This window comes from Thiomicrolovo sp. ZZH C-3, assembly GCF_054862725.1.
In genome coordinates this window covers 202,569-221,415 of sequence record NZ_JBTKXX010000002.1, presented here as the reverse complement: position 1 = coordinate 221,415, position 18,847 = coordinate 202,569, and the positions used below count along the sequence as shown (strand labels likewise).

The following is an 18,847-nucleotide window of genomic DNA, read 5'->3' as shown; positions in this document are numbered from 1 at the left end:
CGATGTTCGGACTGGCGCTGAAAAACATCCTGCATTACAAGGGGCGGACCGTCGTTACCTTTGCCCTGACCTTTTTCAGCTCCCTGCTCTTTATCGTCTACGTCGCCCTGATGGACGGCTCGCACGCGCATATGCTCAAAAGTGCCCTCGATGTTTATGAAAACGCTCTGCATATCTATCAAAAAGGGTACCGTGAAGAGGGCGGGTACGACTACCTGCTGACCGACGTCTCCGAGGAGGAGGCGTTGCTGGCGCGCACGGAGGGAATCGCGGACTATGCTCCGCGCCTGGAGAGTTTCGCGCTGCTCTCGACTCCCCGGGACTCCGTCGGGGCGATGGTGGTGGGTATCGACCCCGGGCGGGAGCGCCGGCTCTCCAAAATGGCCGAAGCACGCCGCGAAGGGCGCTACCTCGAGGACAACGACACCAATGCGCTCTACATCGGCAGTGAACTGGCGGTCAGGTTGAAGGTGGGGGTCGGCGATACGGTGGCGCTCATCGGTACGGCGACGGACGACTCCTTTGCCGCCGACAACTTCCGGGTCGTCGGCATCTTCAAGACGGGCCTTTTCGAATTCGATTCCTCCTCCGCGTTTGTGAACAAGGCGTATTACGACACCCTGATGCTGAGCGGGGATATGGCATCGTATATCGTCGCTTCCGTCGATGATCTTAGCGCGTTACCGCAGACGGTCGAAGCGGTCCAGTCCGGGCTGGCCGAGGGGCTCGAGGCCGTGCCGTGGACGGTACTGATGCATGCGCAGGTGGAGGCGATGGAGGTGGACAGCGTCTTCGGTTACATCTCGATGGGGGTCTTCTTTGTCGTCATCTTCTTTGTCATCATGATCTTCAGTTTCCTCAATGTCGTCGGGCGGACCCGGGAGCTCGGGATGCTGCGGGCCATCGGCCTCTCCCCCCGGAATGTCTCCGTGCTGCTGCTGTTGGAGATGCTGCTGATCGCCCTTGCGGCCGTCGGGGCTTCCGTGGCAGTGGGGGCGCCGATCGCGTGGTATTACGAGCTGCATCCCGTCGTCATCGAAGGGATCGCGGAAGCGTACCGCGACTACGGGATCGTCGACGACCAGATCCCGATGCGTTTCGACGGATTCACCATCGGCTGGAACGCTGCGGTCGTCTTTGCCCTCAATATGCTGGCCGTGCTCTACCCTATTGCGGTCGTCAAACGTAACACCCCCGTAGAGGCGATGCACCATGTCTAGGACGACCCTCATTCTGGCACTGAAGATGGCATGGTTCAACCTGTGGCGCCGTGCCCGCCGTTCCGGGCTCGTTATTCTCATGATCGCCGGCAGTATGACGGCGATGCTCGCCATCGAAGGGCTTTACGACGGGATGGTCAAGACGATGCGCGAAAGCACGATCCGCAGCGACAGCGGGGAGATCTCCGTCTATGCCCCGGATTTCCGCCTCTACCAGAGCCTGGAGTACGCCATTGCCGATGACCGGCCCCTGCTGACGGCGCTCGATGCGGACCCGGCAGTCGCCGCTTACTCCGTCCGGCTCTCGCAGACCGGGCTGGCATCGACGGCACGCAAATCGGCGATGGGACGGCTCGTCGGCATCGACCTGGAGGCCGAAGAGCGCTTCGGGCAGCTCTCCGGCTTTGTCAAAGCGGGGAAGATCGACTGGGGACGGCGGCTAAACGGCTGCGCCATCGGCAAGAAACTGGCCGAAGACCTTGGCATTGAGGTGGGGCACCGCCTGGTCTTCTCGTCGCAGAACGCCGAGGGGGATATCAGTGCCGTTTCGCTCTACGTGACGGCGATCGTGCAGACATCGAACCTGCTCATCGACAACCAGACGATCTACGTGGCTCTGCCGCGCAGCCGCATTTTTTCGGGGCTGGGGGAGAACGGTGCGACCCAGGTGGCGCTGCGTCTGAAGGCACCTGCGGAAACGGAAGCGGTCGCTGCGCAGCTGCAGGCCGCCTTCCCGGGGCTTGAGGTCGAGACGTGGCAGACGCTCTACCCGGTGCTGAAGCAGATGCAGGAGATGATGGTCATCTTCAACTCCATCACCTTCGCCATCGTGATGCTCGTGGTCCTCATCGGCATCTTCGGGGTCATGCTCGTCTCGGTGCTGGAACGCACCCGGGAATTCGGCATCCTCATTGCGCTGGGGACACCCCAGTCGCAGCTGCGTGTCCAGGTGGCCGCGGAGGCGCTGGTGTTGGGCGTGGTCGGTTTCGTGCTGGGCGCGTTCACCAGTTACCTCGCACTGTGGTACCTGCAGACGCAGGGGCTTGATCTGCGCGAATACGCGGCAGGGCTGGAGGCGTTCGGCTACAATGCCGTCGTCTACGCCGACATCAAGAGCCGCTACTTTACCAATACGTTTCTGGCCATTATCGCCGCGGCGATCGTTTCGGTGCTGCTGCCGATGCGACGGCTCAAAAAGCTTAATCCTATCGAGGTGATACAGGTATGATCGAACTGCGCGGAGTGAACAAATACTTTTACAGGGATACGGAGCGCGAGGTGCATGCCCTGCGCGATATCGACCTCACCGTGGAGACGGGGGAGTACGGGGTCATCACCGGGCCGTCTGGCTGCGGCAAGACGACCCTGCTCAACGCCATCGGGGCGCTCGATGCCGTTGACAGCGGCTCCATTACCATCGACGGTACCGAACTCTCCGGCCTGGACGAGGGGGCACGCTCGCGGCTGCGCCTAGAGCAGATCGGATTCGTCTTCCAGGCCTATAACCTTGTGCCCGTGCTGACCGTCCGCGAGAACATCGGGTTCATTATGAAACTGCGCGGGTTTGCGCCGGAAGCGATCGAGACGCGGGTGGCGGAAGTCGCACGTCTGCTGGAGATAGAGGAGAAGCTCGATGCCATGCCGGGCCATATCAGCGGCGGCCAGCAGCAGCGTGTCGCCGTGGCCCGGGCGGTGGCCGCCAAACCGAAGCTCATCCTCGCCGACGAACCGACAGCCAACCTCGATTCGCGCAACTCCGAGCACCTGATGGCGATGATGAAGCAGCTCAACGCGGTCGAAAAGATCACGATCCTCTTCTCGTCCCACGACGATTACGTCGTGGAGCAGGCCCGCCGGATCATCAAGCTCAGCGACGGGCAAGTCGTGCCATGACCCTGTGGCGTTTCGCTGGCGCATCGTTACTTCTGGCGCTGTTGCCCCTGCGGGCGGCGGAGACGGCGTTCACGATCGAAAATACGAATTTCCTGCTGCAGCAGCACTCCGGCCTGGACGACACGGCGTACACCTATGACTACGACCGGCTCCGGCTCAGCGGCGGCTGGCGCAGCGGGGTGTATTTCCTGACGGGCATCGGGGACGTCGTCAACCACCTGGGCAATGGCTATGTGCACAGCGATGAATTCACGCTGCTGGACGACGTTCGGCCGGACATCCCGTTCGAAGTGCGCACCGAGGCGCAGCATTACGGTCCGGGGGCGGCCCATGCCCGGATCTACCGCCTCTACGGCGGCTACGAGGACAGTGTGCAGCGGATCACCGCGGGGATCCAGAAGATCAGCATGGGGGTGGGCCGGATCTGGACGCCGACGGACCTTTACAACGCGAAAAACAGTTACGCCCTGGAGCCTGATGAAGTGTACGGCGTGCTGGCGGCAACTTACAGCTATGCGCCCAGTGACCTCAGCACCGTCACTGCCGTGGCCTCGCTGCGTCGTGATCGCACGTTCAAGTATGCCGCGCGCGCGAAGGGGTACCTCTCCTTTGCCGACGCCGGCATCGACTTTATCCGGAGCGAAGATACGCTGATGGTGGGGTACGAGCTCGAAGGTAACTTCTTCGCTACCGGGGCGGAGTGGCGGAGCGAAGGGGGGTATTTCAAAAGCGACCTCCTGGACACGGAATTTTTCCAGGGGATCGCCGGGTTCGATTACGGCTTCGAGAACGGCATCACCTGGGCCGTCGAAGCGCTCTACAGTTCCGAAACCTTCACCTATACGCAGCTCCTTGACAACTACGCCGATGAACTGGTCGGCAATATGGTGCAGTCCCCCTTTTACGCCGGGACGACTTTCGTGTATGATTTCAACCTCGCCTTCAGCGGCTCCTTTCTTTATATAGAGAGTTTTGACGAGGCGAATAGCCGTTTTGTCGCCCCGTCGCTGACCTACACGCTGAATGACCACAACACCTTCACGGCCGGGATGCTGCTGGGTTTCGGCAGCGACAGCAGCGCCTTCGGCCCCTACGGCGAGCGCTTCTACCTGGAGTGGCAGGCCAGTTATTAGAGAGAGACAAATGTTTTCAAAACGTATCCTTGCCGTAACGGTTGCGATATCAATCGGCATCGCGGGCGTAATATTCGCCGCCTACAATTCGCCATCTTTTTTAAACAAGGATTGGACGATGAAGTTTGATAAAACCATTACAATGTTATCCGCCTCGGCTGCAGCACTGCTGATGCTGAGCGGCTGTACCGAAGACGGTTCCAACGGTGTTGACGGGATCACCCCGAACGTCAACGAAGCGACGCTGATCTCTTTCTCGGAGCTGAGCGCCCCTGTCCTCGACGAGGAGAAGTCCAGCCTCCGCGCAACGGACAGCGTCATTTACCTCCAAACGGGGAAAACGGCCCCGATCGGCTTTATGAAGCTGATGGCGACGGCCGATGTGAACAACGGCGAGACCTTCGGTCTGCTCAAAGACCACGAGGACAAGGCGATCAGTTTCACCGACGGCAGCCCGTACATCTGTAACGGTACGAACAGCGGTGACGGTTCGGGTCTGGACCACTCCTCGATCCTGCGCGCGAACGGCCGTATCTTTATGGTCAACCAGTTCGAATGCGGCATCGGCGGCATGTACGGTATGGAGTTGCAGCAGAACAACGGTACGCTCTCCGTCAAGCCGGACTCCATGCAGTATATCAGCCAGAAAGAAGGCTTCGGCGGCTGGGTTCACTGTGCCGGTATGACGACACCGTGGGAATCCCACCTCGGTTCCGAAGAGTATGAACCCGATGCGAAAACGATCGAGGATACGCTCGATCCGTCCACGATGCTGACAGGCAACTCACGCTTCAACGAGGTGACGAAGTTCTACTGGAAAGACGAGAACAACGCGAACGCCACGGCGAACAACAACCCGTACTTCTACGGCTGGATCCCGGAAGTCAAAGTCGACGCTTCTGCGGCGACACCGGTTTTCAACTATACAAAACACTTCAGCATGGGGCGCGCGGCGTGGGAACTTGCTTACGTTATGCCTGATGAACGTACAGCGTACCTCACTGATGACGGCACGAATGTCGGTTTCTATATGTATATCGCCGATGCGGCACAGGATCTGAGTGCAGGGACGCTTTATGCTGCCAAGTGGATCCAGACGTCCGATGAAGGTGCGGGCAAAGCGGACCTGATGTGGATCAAACTGGGCCACGCGACGGATGCCGAGATCGAAACGATCGTTGCCGGCGAGCCGGTCTTCAGCGACATCTTCGCCTATGAAGCGCCGGTGTCCGATGCCTGTACCCCGGGTTACACCTTCGTGAACACGGCGATGGGCAAAGAGTGTCTGCAGGTCAAAACAGGCATGGAGCAAGCGGCGGCATTCCTCGAGACCCGCCGTTATGCTGCAATGAAAGGTGCAACGACCGAGTTCAGAAAGGAAGAGGGCGTCACCTTTGACCCTGACCACGGTGTCCTGTTCGTCGCGATGAGCCAGATTCGCAAAGGGATGACGGACGGCGAGGGCGATGTTCAGCTCTCCGAGAACAAATGCGGTGCGGTTTACGGCCTCAACATCAACGGCGAGACGCAGACAGCCTACGATACAGCACAGGCAGTGATCGATAGTAACTATGTCGTCAACAACATGTACGGGGTGGTCGAAGGTGCACCGGCATCCTACCCGGAAGGCTCTGCGTATGAGAGCTACACCTGTGCGGTCAGCGGCATCGCCAACCCGGATAACCTGACCTACCTCGCGGGACAGAACATCCTGGCGATCGGTGAAGATACCGGCTACCACCCGAACGACTTTGTCTGGGCCTACGATGTCGTCAGTGAAAAGATGACCCGTATCATCTCTACGCCGTACGGCTCCGAGACAACGTCCCCGTACTGGGAGCGCGACGTCAAAGGGTATGACTACCTCACCGTCGTCACCCAGCACCCCTTCGGTGAAGTCTCCAGTGGCGACGTTGAATACGGCCTTGTCGGCCAGGCGACGGACGCGCAGAAAGAGTCCTTCGTCGGTGTCGTCGGACCGTTCAAGTTCTGATCGCCCCCGGGCGCTCAGGGAGGGCATCGCGCCTTCTCTTCGTGTAGACCGTACCGCCTCCTCCGTACGGTCTGCAAGGATAGAATCATGAAGTACCCCTCTTATCTCCTGGCTACTGTTTTACTCTTTGCAGGCTGCAGCAGCGACAAACCTTCAGGTGACGCCAATACGACGTCAACCCCGCTTCCCGAGGCCAATGTGAGCCTCTATGAAACGGACCAGGTCTTTACCGACGTGACGGCGATGACCGTCACGAACAGTTACGGCGCCTATGTGACGTCGCAGTGTTATACGAAGACCGAAGCAACCGACGGCAGTGTGCACAACCCCTGTTTTACCTGCCATATCAACTCGGTCGAACCCAACTATATCGACGACGCGGCCCTTCAGGAGACCTACGCTTTCAGCGAAGCGACCTCCAAGAACCCGTGGAGCAACCTCTTTGTCGACCGTACCGATGCCGCGGCCGCCGTCTCCGATGCGGCGATCACTGAGTACGTCCGCGGGGACAACTACTTCGACGCCAACGGCAGCATTATGCTCGGCGAGATCCTGAAGCATGTTCCGGAGGAGTGGGATTACAACCATGACGGGCAGTGGGGCGGCTTCATCCCCGACTGCTACTTCGCCTTCGACGGGGAGGGGTTTGACCGCGATCCGAGCGGTGACTATACCGGCTGGCGGGCCTTTGCCTACTACCCCTTCCTGGGCACCTTCTGGCCGACAAACGGCTCGACGGACGACGTGCTGATCCGGCTGCCGGAAGTGATGCGTCAGAACAAGGAGGGCGTCTTCGACAAAGAGGTCTACAAGCTTAACCTCGCCATCGTGGAGGCGCTGATCAAACGCAGCGACATAGCCATTGACCCGGTGGATGAGCAGGCGTACGGCGTTGACCTGAACCAGAACGGCACCCTCGACAGTGCGTCAAAGGTCGTCTACCGCTGGGCCGCACCCTCGTACGATTTTGAAAAGAAGCGTTTTTACGATTACTCCATGTACTACGTCGGGCGTGCCGAAAACGCACAGATCGACAACGCGCTGCACATGGCCCCGGGCCTCTACCCCGAGCAGACGGAGTTCCTGCATACGGTGCGTTACCTCGACGTGGACGCCGACGGCAGCGTCGGGATGGCCCCGCGGATGAAAGAGCTGCGCTACGGACGCAAGAGCGCCTGGAACACCTATCCGCAGCTCTCCAACGCGGCGCAGGCGGAGATCAAGGACAAGGATGCCTTCCCCAACCGGCTGCGTACGATCACCGGGAACGAAGAGACGGGGCTCAATACGGGGCTGGGATGGGTTTACCAGGGCTTTATCGAGGACAAAGAGGGGTATCTTCGGCCCCAGACCTACGAGGAGACGCTCTTTTGCATCGGCTGCCATTCGGGCATCGGCGCCGTCATCGACAGTACCTTTGTCTTCCCGCGCAAATTCGGTGCCGGGGCGAAGCAGATGGGGTGGTACCACTGGACCCAGTCGGAGAGCGGTTTTAACGCTCTAAAAGAACCGGTGCTGGCCGACGGCCGTTATGAGTACACCCTCTACCTGGAAGCGAACCATGCCGGGGACGAATTCCGCAGCAACGATGAGGTGATGGAACGCTTTTTTGATGCGAACGGGAGCCTGAAACCATCCGAGGTCGAAGCGCTGCACGGCGATATCTCCCGGCTCATCATCCCTTCGGAAGCGCGGGCGCTGCTGCTGAACAAGGCGTACCGGGTCATCGTGGAGGAGCAGAGCTACATCTACGGCCGCGATGCCCACGTGTCGCCCGCCGTGAATGTACACCAGCAGGTGCCGATCGATACGCCGACCGGTATCAAGGCGGTCACAATGGAGCGCTACCCGCTGCACTGACGCCTGATCCCCGCCGGGTTAACACCCCTTTGTGAGCAGGTGTTCCCGGAAGGCCTCGGCCGCTTTCGCTTCGCTGCAGAGGTAGCCCTGGTAGGCGATGGCAGGGTCGTTCTCACGCAGCATCTCGCGTTGGGCATCCTCCTCGACCCCCTCGGCGATCACCTGGTAACCGAACTGGCGGGCAATGTCGATAATGGCCCGCACCAGCGCGGCATCCTTGGGGTCCTGCAGGATGTCCCGGATAAAGCTCTGATCGATCTTGAGGGCGGAAAAAGCGAACTGCTTGAGATAGGAGAGGGAGGAGTAGCCGGTACCGAAGTCGTCGATAATGAACTTGATCCCTTCCTCATTGAGTGTTTCTATCAGTTTCTTTGTTTTCTCGAAATTCTCGATCAGGGCGGTCTCCGTGATCTCGAGCCGCAGCTGTTCGGGTTGGATGCCGTGGCGCCATACGGCTTTGATGATAGAGGCGGCAAAGTCGCTTTCAATCAGCTGGCGGGGGCTGATATTGACGGAGATGTATTCCAGGTTGAAGACCCCCTCCGCTTCCCAGCTGCTGATCTGCCGGCACGCCTCGTTGATAACCCACTCGCCGATCGCCCGGATGAGCCCCGACTCCTCGGCGACGGGGATGAAGTGGGCCGGGGGGATCTCGTTGCCGATCTCGTCATGCCAGCGCAGCAGGGCTTCGGCGGCGATGACCCGGTCGGTCGCGATCCGGACGATGGGCTGATAGCAGAGGCTGAAACCGTTGGTCTCGATCGTGTGGCGGAGGCGCTGCTGGGTGCGGAGGTAGTCCCGGGCTTTCTGGTCCATCTCCGGGTCATAGAAGCGCGTACGGTCGCGCCCCTCCTCCTTGGCCTGGTACATTGCCGTATCGGCGCGTCTGAGTACCTCGTCGATATCATCGGAATCACTCTCCAGGGTCGTGATACCGATGCTGCAGGAGGTGTAGAGCTGGTGCCCTTCGATGGGGAAGGGGCGGCGCAGAGCCTCATGGATCTTTTCGGCGACCTGGAAGGCATGGCGGATGGTGCCGTCCTCGTCGGTGGCGATCAGGGGCAGGAGGATGACGAACTCGTCTCCCCCGAGGCGGCTGAGGGTATCGCTCTCGCGCAGGAGGGTCTCGAGCCGCTCGGCCGCCTCGATCAGCAGGCGGTCGCCGACAAGGTGTCCGGCCGTATCGTTGATATGCTTGAAGCGGTCCAGGTCGAGAAAGAGCAGTGCCGAGTAGTGGGCCAGGCGCCGGTCCTCTTTGAGCAGCTGCCGGATGCGCTCCTTGAGGAGTTCGCGGTTGGGAAGCTGGGTCAGCGGGTCGTGCAGGGAGAGGAACTCCGCCTGTTTCATCGCCGCATGCTCCCGGGTTTTGTTGGTAAACATCGCCATGCCGCCGACCATGGTGCCATTCTGATCGACGATGGGGGTGAACTCCACCTTGATCCAGAGATCGAGGCCGCGCAGTTTGGTATGGTAGGGCCCTTCATAAACGGCGGGACGGGTGTAGTCGTTGTCATGGTAGGCCCCCTGAAGGGGGCGCTGGTCGGGGAGGTCCCGGAGGCTGAGGCCGACCAGTTCTTCGGGCCGGACGTGCAGGAAGCTGCCGAGGGCACGGTTGGCGTCGACGATGACAAGGTCGGTGTCGTAATAGAAGATGCCGATCGGCGTCTGATCGAACATCATCTGAAGGCGCTGCTCACTATTGCCGAGGCGCGCTTTGGCCTGGTGGTAGAGTTCGAGGTTCCGGTAGCTGTCGATCAGGCTGCGGTGAAACTCCTGGGCCGTACGCAGGACAACGGCGATAAAAGCAAGCACGAGGATAAAAGAGGCGATAAAAATCGGCGATCCCGCCTCGAGCAGGCGGTACGCCAGGGGGAAGAGCAGACCGAAAAGATAGAGAAACGAGAGGCGGAGATCCGCGGCGAGGGTACTCAGCGCCCCGGCACTCATTCCGACAATGATGATAATGACGAACATCTGGTAGGTGGGGGTGAGCTCGGTGAAGAAGAGCAGCGGTACGGCACCCCAGAGGAGTGCCGAGACCAGAACGCCGAGGTAGAGCCGCAGGTACCATGCGTCGTATTGCGGTGTCTTCTGGCGGAAGAAACGGCGGGTGTCGATGTAGCGGATCAGGGTGATCCCCGTCAGCACGGCGTACCAGATCGTCAGCTGTGTATGGTCGGCCACGGGCCAGAGCATGTAGATGAAAAGGGATGCATTGAACCAGATGACAATGGATGCCCCGGAGAGGTTGTCATAGAGCAGGCGCAGCAGCCGCAACCGGATATCATCGGCTTTGTTGAAGTGTTTGGAGAGATGCAGGAGGGAGAAGCCCTTCATCCGTGCCTTTCATTTTTCGGGCTATTATACTATATATTGTGTTTTGGCGGTACGGTCACTCCGCTTCGCTCAGGGCCCACTGCGCAAAGGGGATCATCTCCGCATCGACGAAAGGGTGGTGGAGGGAGGATTCGTTGCTCATGGTGATGACCTCGACCCGCTGTACGCCGTGGGTGACGATGAAGGCTTCGGCCTGTTCGATCTTCTTGAACAGGATCTCTTTGGTCCCGAAGGGCATGCAGAGAATGACGCGGCTGGTCTCGGGCAGGTAGAAGTCGATCTGTTCTTCATAGAAGATATCGCCGTGGTGCTTGACGAGTTCGGTCAGTACCATGTTCTCAAAGAGGCGTCCGAAGTGTTTCTGGAATACGAGGGCGTTCTTGAGCGCGATGTCGCAGAGGTAGAGCTTCTTGGTCGCCCGGGGGTGACCGAACTTCGCCACGGCATGCAGGTACCCCTCGGAGAGCATCCTGTCGTAGTGGCGGTAGAGCATATCCTTGGAGATCTTGCGTTCGCTCTTGAGTCGCTCGTAGAGCATAAAGGCGGAGACCTTCTGGGTGTGCAGGCGCGCGGCCAGCTGCAGCAGGTCGAAACCGATGTCGCCCAGGGCCGCCTGGAAGGCGCGCTGCAGCAGGGGGTGGCGCTCTTCGGAGGGGGTCTTGTGCATGACCGGCAGTCCCCCCAGCTGCAAAAAGTCGTTGAGGGCGCTTTCGTCATATTTGCGCTCGAAGGCCAGGAACTCCTCGAAATCCAGGGGATAGAGGCGGTAGTGGGGGAAGGCTCCGGTGTCGGGGACCTCGCGGCCGATCAGGATCAGCTGTGCGACTGAAGGGAGCAGCAGCTCCGGCCGGTAGTTGTCCAGCACGAGGATGGCAATTTCATGGGTGTTGCAAAAGGAGCGGATCTGGGCATTGAAGCGCTCCGTGTCGATGCGGATGTCGCTGCAGTCGATGTAGAGGTAGGAGGCCTTCTTCTGCTGCAGCAGGTAGTGCTTGATCAGCATGCTTTTACCGCTGAGGGGGATGCCGCTGAGGTAGAAGGAGTGTTCCGGTGTCGAGAATTTGCGTTCGACGTATCCGCCGGCATGGAGGTCCTGGCGGTAGAATTTTTCCAGCAGTTCGGTCATCTTTGCTCCCCGTTTTGGTCGGAGTAATTTTATCACTTCCTTTTAAAAAGGAAATAAATTTGTACAAAATTGGCCTTTACCCCCCTAAAACCCTTGAATTCGGAAAGTGATCTCAGTATAATTCCGCTCCCTTTATAATAGTTGGAGAAGATCCAACGAGTTCTTTTATGAGGAAAAACTATGGAAAAGATTCGTTTGAAACTGAGAGCGTACGATCACCGTGTACTGGATCGTTCGGTTAGTTCTATTGTAGAAGCTGTAAAGCGTACGGGTGCGGAAATCCGCGGTCCGATTCCGCTTCCGACAAAAATCCGTAAATATACGGTTCTCAAGTCCGTTCACGTCAACAAAGACAGCCGTGAGCAGTTCGAGATCCGCATGCACGCCCGTCTGATCGACATCGTCTCCGCTACGCCGGACACGGTCGACTCTCTGATGAAACTTGATCTGGCGCCGGAAGTGGATGTTGAAGTCCGCTCGATGGACAAGTAAGGAGTAGCACAATGGAATTTATTGTTGAAAAAATCGGTATGAGCCGTACGATCACCGTTCCGAGCACTCCGGTAACGCTTCTGAAAGTCAAAGAGGCAAAGGTCTGCGAAGTCGAGAACGGCCGCGCGATCGTTGCATACAACGACGGTAAAAAGATGAACAAATCTATCGAAGGTCAGCAGAAGAAATATGACCTGCCGAAAGAGTTCAACCGTTTCGTGACACTGACGGTCAGCAACACGGAAGCCGGTGATCTTGAAACAGCTTCCCTGGGTGAAGCGAAAGTGGTCAAAGCCTCTTTCAACACCAAAGGTCGCGGTTACAGCGGTGTTATGAAGCGCTGGAACTTTGCAGGGGGTCCTGCAGCACACGGTTCACGCTTCCACCGCCGTCCGGGTTCTATCGGTAACTGTGAATGGCCGGGCCGCGTTATGCCGGGCCGCAAAATGGCCGGTCAGTACGGTAACACGCAAGTCACCGTCAAAAACGAAGTGATTTCTTACGACGCAGAAAACGGCATCCTCGTCGTCGCGGGCTCCATCCCGGGCGCCAACGGTGCAATGGGTCGTGTAAAGGTTGTTAAATAATGAGCGCTATCGTATTGAATGAAAATTTTGAAAAAGCGTCCGAGCTGACACTGCCGGAAAGCTTTTCGGGTATCAATCCGCACAACCTCTACCTGTATGTTAAGTCATACCAGGCAGGCCTGCGTGCAGACACTGCTTCCGCCAAAACACGTTCACAGATGCGTGGCGGCGGTAAGAAGCCGTGGGCACAGAAGGGCCGCGGTGGTGCACGTGCCGGTTCACGCCGTTCACCGGTATGGGTCGGCGGTGCCGTCGTTCACGGTCCGAACACCGGCCGTAACTACGACCAGAAAGTCAACAAGAAGCAGAAGAAGCTCGCGCTGAACTTTGCCCTTGACGCTCTGGCACAAGAGGGCAAACTCTTCATCGTCGATTCGCTTGAAGTCGCTTCCGGTAAAACGAAAGACGCCAAAGCGGTCTTTGACAAGCTTGACGTACGCGATGCGCTGCTCGTCAAGTCTATTGTTGATGAGAAGACATTCCTGGCCTTCCGTAACATCCAGTCAACTTACCTGGTTGAAGAGAATGAACTGAATGCATTCCTGGCATCAGCATACCGCGCTGTCGTTATCGAAAAAGCGGTATGGGAAAATCTGACTAAAGAGAGCTAAGATGGCTGATATTACAGATATTAAATCAATCGTTTACACAGAGAAAACGCTTGGTCTGCAGGAAGAGGGTGTCGTCGTTGTTCAGACATCCCCGCGTATGACCAAAACCGGTCTCAAAGAGGTGTTCCGTGAGTACTTCGGTGTTATCCCGACACGTATCAACTCACTGAACCAAAGCGGTAAGACAAAACGCTTCCGCGGTGTCATGGGCAAGCAGAACGACTATAAAAAGTTTTATGTCAAGCTGCCTGAGGGCGCAGCAATCGAATCGATGGCGGTGTAATCATGGCAATTAAAACTTACAGACCAATTACCCCGAGTCGCCGTTTCTATACGAACATCGACTCCGGTGACATCACAGCAAAAGCATCCGTTCGCGGCCTGCTCAAGAAACTGCCGGCGCACGCTGGTCGTAACAACAACGGTCGTATCACGTCCCGCCACAAGCAGGCCGGTGCGAAGAAACTGTACCGTATCATCGACTTCAAACGCAACAAGTTCGGTATCCCGGGCAAAGTCGCTGCGATTGAATACGATCCGTACCGTAACTGCCGTATCGCACTGATCACGTATGCAGACGGTGAGAAGCGTTACATCCTCCAGCCGAAGGGCCTGAACGTCGGTGACACGGTTGCAGCTGCAGTCGAAGGTCTCGACATCAAGCCGGGCAACGCGATGAAGCTCAAGAGCATTCCGGTCGGTACGACCGTCCACAATGTCGAGCTCAAGCCGGGTAAAGGCGGCCAGATGGTCCGTTCCGCCGGTGCTTCCGCGCAGATCATGGGTCGTGACGGCAAGTACGTCTCCCTGCGTCTGCCTTCCGGTGAGATGCGCTACGTCCTCGGCGAGTGTATGGCGACTGTCGGTACTGTCGGTAACGAAGAGTACAGCAACATCGTCTTCGCAAAAGCCGGTCGTACACGCCACATGGGTATCCGTCCGCAGACGCGCGGTTCCGCGATGAACCCGATTGACCACCCGCACGGTGGTGGTGAAGGTAAGACAAACTCCGGTCGTCACCCGGTTACTCCGTGGGGTAAACCGACCAAGGGTGCGAAAACGCGTCGTAAAAAAGCGAGCGATAAGCTTATTATCACTCGTCGTAAGAAAGGTTAATCGATGGCACGTTCAGTAAAAAAAGGTCCGTTCGTAGACGACCATTTGATGAAAAAAGTGCTCGCAGCCAAAGAAGCGAAGAGCAATAAGCCTATCAAGACATGGTCACGCCGCAGCGTGATCCTGCCGGATATGATCGGTCTGACACTCAACGTCCACAACGGACGCCAGTTCGTACCGGTCTACGTCACAGAGAACCACATCGGGTACAAGCTCGGTGAGTTCGCGCCGACACGTACATTCAAGGGCCACAAGGGCTCTGTACAGAGAAAAGGGTAACGCATGGCAAGAGCACTGTTGAAATTTATCCGCGTCTCTCCGACGAAGTCTCGCCTCATCGCACGCGAAATCCAGGGCATGAACGCTGAAGAAGCGATCGCAGCGCTGGAGTTCACACCGAACAAAGCGGCGAAGATCATCTCTAAAGTCGTTGCATCGGCTGTCGCGAACAGCGGCAACGATGCCAGCGACTGTGTGATCACTTCTTGCCGTGTTGACAACGGTCCGGTTCTCAAACGCTTCCGTCCGCGTGCTCGCGGTATGGCAAGCGGGATCCGCAAGCCGACGGCACACATCTTAGTAGAAGTAGAGGGTAAATAATTATGGGTCAGAAAGTCAATCCGATCGGATTCCGTCTGGGCATCAACCGTAACTGGGAGTCCCGCTGGTATCCGAATTTCAAAAACGCACCGGCCAACCTGGGCGAAGACCACAAAATCCGTACTTTCCTGAAAAAGGAACTCTACTATGCGGGTGTGAACAACATCATCATCGAGCGTACGGTAAAGCGTCTGCGCGTGACTATCGTCGCAGCACGCCCGGGTATCATCATCGGTAAAAAAGGTGCTGATATCGAGAAGCTCAAAACAAAGCTTCAGAACCTGATCGGCAAAGACATTGCCGTCAACATCAAAGAAGAGAAAAAGTCGATGATCGCGGCGCAGCTGGTTGCCGAGAACGTCGCGACACAGCTGGAGCGCCGTGTTGCGTTCCGCCGTGCGATGAAGAAAGTAATGCAGAACGCACAGCGTGCCGGTGCCAAAGGTATCCGTATCGCCGTCGCAGGCCGTCTCGGTGGTGCTGAAATGGCACGTACCGAGTGGTACCGCGAAGGTCGCGTGCCGCTGCATACGCTCCGTGCCAAAATCGATTACGGTTTTGCCGAAGCGCATACAACCTACGGCATCATCGGTATCAAGGTCTGGATCTTCAAAGGTGAAGTCCTCTCCAAAGGTATCCAGCCGGAACCTAAAGAAGAAGATAAGCGTGAGCGCCGCGGTCGTGCTCCGAGAAAGGCGGATTAATCATGTTGATGCCAAAAAGAATGAAATACCGCAAGTACATGAAAGGTCGCAACCGCGGTAAAGCGCGTAGCGGCTACAAGCTTGCATTCGGTGATATCGCGTTCAAAGCGGTCGAAGCGGGTCGTATCAACTCCCGTCAGATCGAAGCGGCGCGTATCGCGGCAACCCGTCACATCAAGCGCCAGGGTAAGATCTGGATCCGTGTTTTCCCGGACAAGCCGCTTACAGCGAAGCCGCTTGAAGTACGTATGGGTAAAGGTAAAGGTGCGATCGACCAGTGGGTTATGAATATTAAACCGGGTCGTATCATCTTCGAAATGGGTGGCGTTGAAGAGTCCCTGGCACGCGAAGCGCTGACGCTTGCGATGCACAAGCTGCCATTCAAAACGAAAATTGTAACGGCGGAGATGGACAATGAAGTATACTGATTTGGCAGAGAAGAGTTCAGCGGAACTGAGCGCGATGCTCAAAGAGAAGAAGACAGAACTCTTCACGCTGAGACTGAAGCAAAAAACGATGCAACTGCAGAACACGAGCGAACTGCGCAACGTGCGCAAAGATATCGCCCGTATCAACACTGCGCTCAGCGCAGCGAAGTAAGGAGACCCGAATGTCTAAACGTGAAATTCAGGGTGTAGTCGTCAAGAAAGCCGGTGACAAAACGGCGACGGTCGTTGTCGAGCGCCGCGTTATGCACCCGCGCTACCACAAAACGGTCAAGCGTTTCAAAAAGTATCTCATCCACGATGAGAACAACACGCTCAACGTCGGTGACGAAGTGATCGCGGTCGAGTGCCGCCCGATGTCCAAGACAAAGTCTTTCGAACTTAAAAGCGTTGTCGCCACAGGAGTAGAGTCATGATCCAGAGCTTTACTCGTCTGAACGTTGCAGATAACACTGGTGCGAAAGAGATCATGTGTATCAAGGTTCTGGGCGGTTCCAAGCGCCGTTACGCTTCTGTAGGTGACGTTATCGTTGCTTCAGTCAAGAAAGCGCTCCCGACCGGAAAAGTCAAAAAAGGTCAGGTCGTCAAGGCAGTCGTTGTCCGTACGAAAAAAGAAGTACAGCGCGAAAACGGTTCTCTGATCCGTTTCGATGACAACGCCGCCGTCATCCTCGACGCGAAAAAAGAGCCGATCGGTACCCGTATCTTCGGTCCTGTTAGCCGTGAAGTACGCTACGCAGGGTTCATGAAGATCGTTTCCCTGGCTCCGGAGGTTGTGTAATGGCAAAGTTTAACTTCAAAAAAGGCGATATGGTCGAGATCATTGCCGGTGACGACAAAGGCACCAAGGCAGAAGTTCTGATGGTCATGCCGAAAGAGAACAAGGTCCTCGTCAAAGGCTGCAAGCTCGCGAAAAAAGCGGTCAAGCCGACCGAAGAGAACCCGAAGGGCGGATTCATGAGCAAAGAGATGCCTATTGATGCATCCAATGTCCGCAAAGTGGAGGCGTAAGTTATGGCACGTTTGAAAGATAAATATGTCGCAATGAAACCGGAACTGCAGAGCAAAATGGAGATCCAAAACCCGATGCAGATCCCTGCTGTCGAGAAGATCATCATCTCTGTCGGTACCGGCTTCGCGATGAAAGACAACAAACTCATCCAGAACATCCAGGACACGATCAGCCTGATCGCCGGTCAGCATGCGACGGTCGTAGACGCACGCAAATCCGTCGCAGGCTTCAAAGTCCGCGAAGGGATGCCGGTCGGTGTCAAAGTCACCCTGCGCGGTGAGAACATGTACACTTTCCTGGACAAACTGATCGCCGTCGCTCTGCCGCGCGTGAAAGACTTCCGTGGTATTCCGCGCAACGGTTTCGACGGCCGCGGTAACTACAACTTCGGTCTGAACGAGCAGCTGATCTTCCCGGAAGTCAACTATGATTCCATCATGCAGATTCACGGGATGAACATCACGATTGTCACAACAACACAGAGTGACAAAGAGGCATTGACCCTGCTCGAAGCAATGGGTATGCCGTTCGCGAAAGGGAGAGAGTAATGGCTAAGAAGTCCATGATCGCAAAACAGCAGCGCAAACCGAAATTCGCGGTTCGCGCCTATACACGTTGCCAGATCTGCGGCCGCCCGCACTCTGTTCTCCGTGACTTCGGTATTTGTCGTGTTTGCTTTAGAAAAATGGCAAATGAGGGATTGATCCCAGGCGTCAGAAAGTCAAGCTGGTAAGCTTGAAACTCCTGACTGTTAGCAAGGAAAAATAAAATGGTAAATGATCTTATTGCAGACTCTTTGACCCGTATCCGGAATGCAGCGATGCGTCGCCTCGACGTCACAACGCTGATGCACTCCAAGTCAGTCGAAGCAGTTGTCGGTATTCTCGCAGAGAAGGGCTACATTGATAGCTTCAACGTTGTCGAAGACGGTAACAAGAAAAGCATCAACGTTGTGTTGAAGTATGATGAAGCGGGTAAAACCGTCATCAACGAGATGAAGCGCGTTTCCAAACCGGGACGCCGTGTCTACAAGGGCCGTGATGAAATCAAGCGTTTCAAAAACGGTTACGGTACGATCATCGTCAGTACTTCCAAAGGTGTCATCCCGAACGATAAAGCTTACGAGCTTGGCGTCGGCGGTGAAGTACTTTGTACAGTTTGGTAAGGAGATAACACATGTCACGTATTGGTAAAGCTCCGGTCGCATTCCCGGCCGATGTGAACGTAACGGCTGACGGTGAAGTTATCACTTTCAAAAAAGGCAACAACACGCGTACCCTCGACACGAAAGGCAACGTTGAATTCAAAATCGAAGACAACACGCTGACGTTCGCATCCAAATCCGATGCACGCGAGCACCGCGCTTTCTGGGGAACCTACCGTGCCCTCGCTGCAAACATCGTCAAAGGCCTCACTGAGGGCTTCACGAAGCAGCTCGAGATCAACGGTGTCGGTTACCGTGCCGCGGTCCAGGGCAAAGTCCTGAACCTGCAGCTCGGCTTCTCCCATGACATCAACTACGACATCCCTGCGGGTGTTGAGGTTTCTGTCGACAAGAACGTTATCACCCTCAAAGGGATCGATAACCAGCAGATCGGCCAAATGGCTGCCGAGATCCGCGCTTTCCGTCCGCCGGAGCCTTACAAAGGCAAAGGTGTCAAATATGTTGAAGAGCATATTGTCCGCAAAGCCGGTAAAACAGCTAAAAAATAAGGGG

The 18,847-nt window shown here is 56.8% G+C and carries 25 protein-coding genes; 23 read left to right on the top strand and 2 right to left on the bottom strand.

What is annotated here, in order from left to right; genetic code table 11:
• The first annotated feature begins 2 nt into the window (after positions 1–2).
• The 6 genes from ACXWTF_RS09535 (at position 3) to ACXWTF_RS09510 (ending at position 8,099) form a co-directional block, all read left to right on the top strand.
• Positions 3–1,220, top strand: a complete 1,218-nt coding sequence (locus ACXWTF_RS09535) for an ABC transporter permease (protein WP_461714766.1) — start codon at positions 3–5, stop codon at positions 1,218–1,220.
• Complete coding sequence (locus ACXWTF_RS09530) at positions 1,213–2,448, top strand: ABC transporter permease (RefSeq protein ID WP_461714765.1); 1,236 nt, start codon at positions 1,213–1,215, stop codon at positions 2,446–2,448. Before ACXWTF_RS09535 ends, ACXWTF_RS09530 begins: the two co-directional genes overlap by 8 nt.
• Entirely contained in the window at positions 2,445–3,113 is a 669-nt protein-coding gene (locus tag ACXWTF_RS09525) for an ABC transporter ATP-binding protein (protein WP_461714764.1), read from the top strand. Before ACXWTF_RS09530 ends, ACXWTF_RS09525 begins: the two co-directional genes overlap by 4 nt.
• Positions 3,110–4,246 carry a hypothetical protein gene (locus ACXWTF_RS09520; protein WP_461714763.1) on the top strand — a complete coding sequence of 379 codons (1,137 nt, stop codon included), beginning with the start codon at positions 3,110–3,112 and terminating at the stop codon, positions 4,244–4,246. Before ACXWTF_RS09525 ends, ACXWTF_RS09520 begins: the two co-directional genes overlap by 4 nt.
• 118 nt (positions 4,247–4,364) lie before the next feature.
• The gene (locus ACXWTF_RS09515; RefSeq protein WP_461714762.1) at positions 4,365–6,239 is read left to right on the top strand and encodes a PhoX family protein; all 1,875 of its coding nucleotides are present in this window, start codon (positions 4,365–4,367) and stop codon (positions 6,237–6,239) included.
• A gap of 87 nt (positions 6,240–6,326) precedes the next feature.
• A complete protein-coding gene (locus tag ACXWTF_RS09510) occupies positions 6,327–8,099 on the top strand; it encodes a hypothetical protein (protein ID WP_461714761.1) in 1,773 nt (590 codons plus the stop codon).
• Positions 8,100–8,117: 18 nt separating this feature from the next.
• On the opposite strand, the gene ACXWTF_RS09505 is transcribed toward ACXWTF_RS09510, so the two are convergent.
• Together ACXWTF_RS09505 and ACXWTF_RS09500 are read right to left on the bottom strand one after the other, a co-directional pair.
• Positions 8,118–10,436: a putative bifunctional diguanylate cyclase/phosphodiesterase gene (locus ACXWTF_RS09505; protein ID WP_461714760.1), complete on the bottom strand. Its 2,319-nt coding sequence runs from the start codon at positions 10,434–10,436 to the stop codon at positions 8,118–8,120.
• Between the two features lie 55 nt (positions 10,437–10,491).
• Positions 10,492–11,562, bottom strand: coding sequence for an ATP-binding protein (locus tag ACXWTF_RS09500; RefSeq protein ID WP_461714759.1), 1,071 nt, complete (start codon positions 11,560–11,562; stop codon positions 10,492–10,494).
• Between the two features lie 180 nt (positions 11,563–11,742).
• Here ACXWTF_RS09500 and rpsJ point away from each other — a divergent pair, with 180 nt between their 5' ends.
• The 17 genes from rpsJ to rplF are packed head-to-tail and all read left to right on the top strand — an operon-like array spanning position 11,743 to position 18,843.
• A complete protein-coding gene (gene rpsJ, locus ACXWTF_RS09495; RefSeq protein ID WP_231019358.1) occupies positions 11,743–12,054 on the top strand; it encodes a 30S ribosomal protein S10 in 312 nt (103 codons plus the stop codon).
• A gap of 11 nt (positions 12,055–12,065) precedes the next feature.
• Positions 12,066–12,641, top strand: coding sequence for a 50S ribosomal protein L3 (gene rplC / locus ACXWTF_RS09490; protein WP_461714758.1), 576 nt, complete (start codon positions 12,066–12,068; stop codon positions 12,639–12,641).
• Entirely contained in the window at positions 12,641–13,252 is a 612-nt protein-coding gene (rplD, locus tag ACXWTF_RS09485) for a 50S ribosomal protein L4 (protein ID WP_461714757.1), read from the top strand. The genes rplC and rplD overlap by 1 nt, the downstream gene beginning before the upstream one ends.
• 1 nt (position 13,253) lies before the next feature.
• Positions 13,254–13,535 carry a 50S ribosomal protein L23 gene (locus ACXWTF_RS09480; protein WP_231019354.1) on the top strand — a complete coding sequence of 94 codons (282 nt, stop codon included), beginning with the start codon at positions 13,254–13,256 and terminating at the stop codon, positions 13,533–13,535.
• Positions 13,536–13,537: 2 nt separating this feature from the next.
• Positions 13,538–14,368: a 50S ribosomal protein L2 gene (rplB, locus tag ACXWTF_RS09475; protein WP_461714756.1), complete on the top strand. Its 831-nt coding sequence runs from the start codon at positions 13,538–13,540 to the stop codon at positions 14,366–14,368.
• Between the two features lie 3 nt (positions 14,369–14,371).
• The gene (rpsS, locus tag ACXWTF_RS09470; protein ID WP_231019352.1) at positions 14,372–14,647 is read left to right on the top strand and encodes a 30S ribosomal protein S19; all 276 of its coding nucleotides are present in this window, start codon (positions 14,372–14,374) and stop codon (positions 14,645–14,647) included.
• 3 nt (positions 14,648–14,650) lie between these two features.
• Positions 14,651–14,968 carry a 50S ribosomal protein L22 gene (gene rplV / locus ACXWTF_RS09465; RefSeq protein ID WP_231019351.1) on the top strand — a complete coding sequence of 106 codons (318 nt, stop codon included), beginning with the start codon at positions 14,651–14,653 and terminating at the stop codon, positions 14,966–14,968.
• A gap of 2 nt (positions 14,969–14,970) precedes the next feature.
• The gene (gene rpsC, locus ACXWTF_RS09460; protein ID WP_231019350.1) at positions 14,971–15,672 is read left to right on the top strand and encodes a 30S ribosomal protein S3; all 702 of its coding nucleotides are present in this window, start codon (positions 14,971–14,973) and stop codon (positions 15,670–15,672) included.
• 2 nt (positions 15,673–15,674) lie between these two features.
• Positions 15,675–16,100 carry a 50S ribosomal protein L16 gene (rplP, locus tag ACXWTF_RS09455; protein WP_345969994.1) on the top strand — a complete coding sequence of 142 codons (426 nt, stop codon included), beginning with the start codon at positions 15,675–15,677 and terminating at the stop codon, positions 16,098–16,100.
• Positions 16,087–16,272, top strand: a complete 186-nt coding sequence (rpmC, locus tag ACXWTF_RS09450) for a 50S ribosomal protein L29 (RefSeq protein ID WP_461714755.1) — start codon at positions 16,087–16,089, stop codon at positions 16,270–16,272. The genes rplP and rpmC overlap by 14 nt, the downstream gene beginning before the upstream one ends.
• A gap of 10 nt (positions 16,273–16,282) precedes the next feature.
• Entirely contained in the window at positions 16,283–16,534 is a 252-nt protein-coding gene (rpsQ, locus tag ACXWTF_RS09445) for a 30S ribosomal protein S17 (protein ID WP_231019346.1), read from the top strand.
• Positions 16,531–16,899 carry a 50S ribosomal protein L14 gene (gene rplN / locus ACXWTF_RS09440; RefSeq protein ID WP_231019345.1) on the top strand — a complete coding sequence of 123 codons (369 nt, stop codon included), beginning with the start codon at positions 16,531–16,533 and terminating at the stop codon, positions 16,897–16,899. Before rpsQ ends, rplN begins: the two co-directional genes overlap by 4 nt.
• Positions 16,899–17,129: a 50S ribosomal protein L24 gene (gene rplX, locus ACXWTF_RS09435; RefSeq protein WP_231019344.1), complete on the top strand. Its 231-nt coding sequence runs from the start codon at positions 16,899–16,901 to the stop codon at positions 17,127–17,129. Before rplN ends, rplX begins: the two co-directional genes overlap by 1 nt.
• Before the next feature lie 3 nt (positions 17,130–17,132).
• Positions 17,133–17,678, top strand: coding sequence for a 50S ribosomal protein L5 (gene rplE, locus ACXWTF_RS09430; protein WP_461714754.1), 546 nt, complete (start codon positions 17,133–17,135; stop codon positions 17,676–17,678).
• Positions 17,678–17,863: a type Z 30S ribosomal protein S14 gene (locus ACXWTF_RS09425; RefSeq protein ID WP_231019342.1), complete on the top strand. Its 186-nt coding sequence runs from the start codon at positions 17,678–17,680 to the stop codon at positions 17,861–17,863. The genes rplE and ACXWTF_RS09425 overlap by 1 nt, the downstream gene beginning before the upstream one ends.
• 36 nt (positions 17,864–17,899) lie before the next feature.
• Positions 17,900–18,295 (top strand): 30S ribosomal protein S8, encoded by a 396-nt coding sequence (gene rpsH / locus ACXWTF_RS09420; protein ID WP_461714753.1) that lies wholly within the window; start codon positions 17,900–17,902, stop codon positions 18,293–18,295.
• Between the two features lie 11 nt (positions 18,296–18,306).
• On the top strand, positions 18,307–18,843 hold the full coding sequence (gene rplF, locus ACXWTF_RS09415) for a 50S ribosomal protein L6 (RefSeq protein ID WP_461714752.1): 537 nt from the start codon (positions 18,307–18,309) through the stop codon (positions 18,841–18,843).
• The last annotated feature ends 4 nt before the right edge of the window (positions 18,844–18,847 follow it).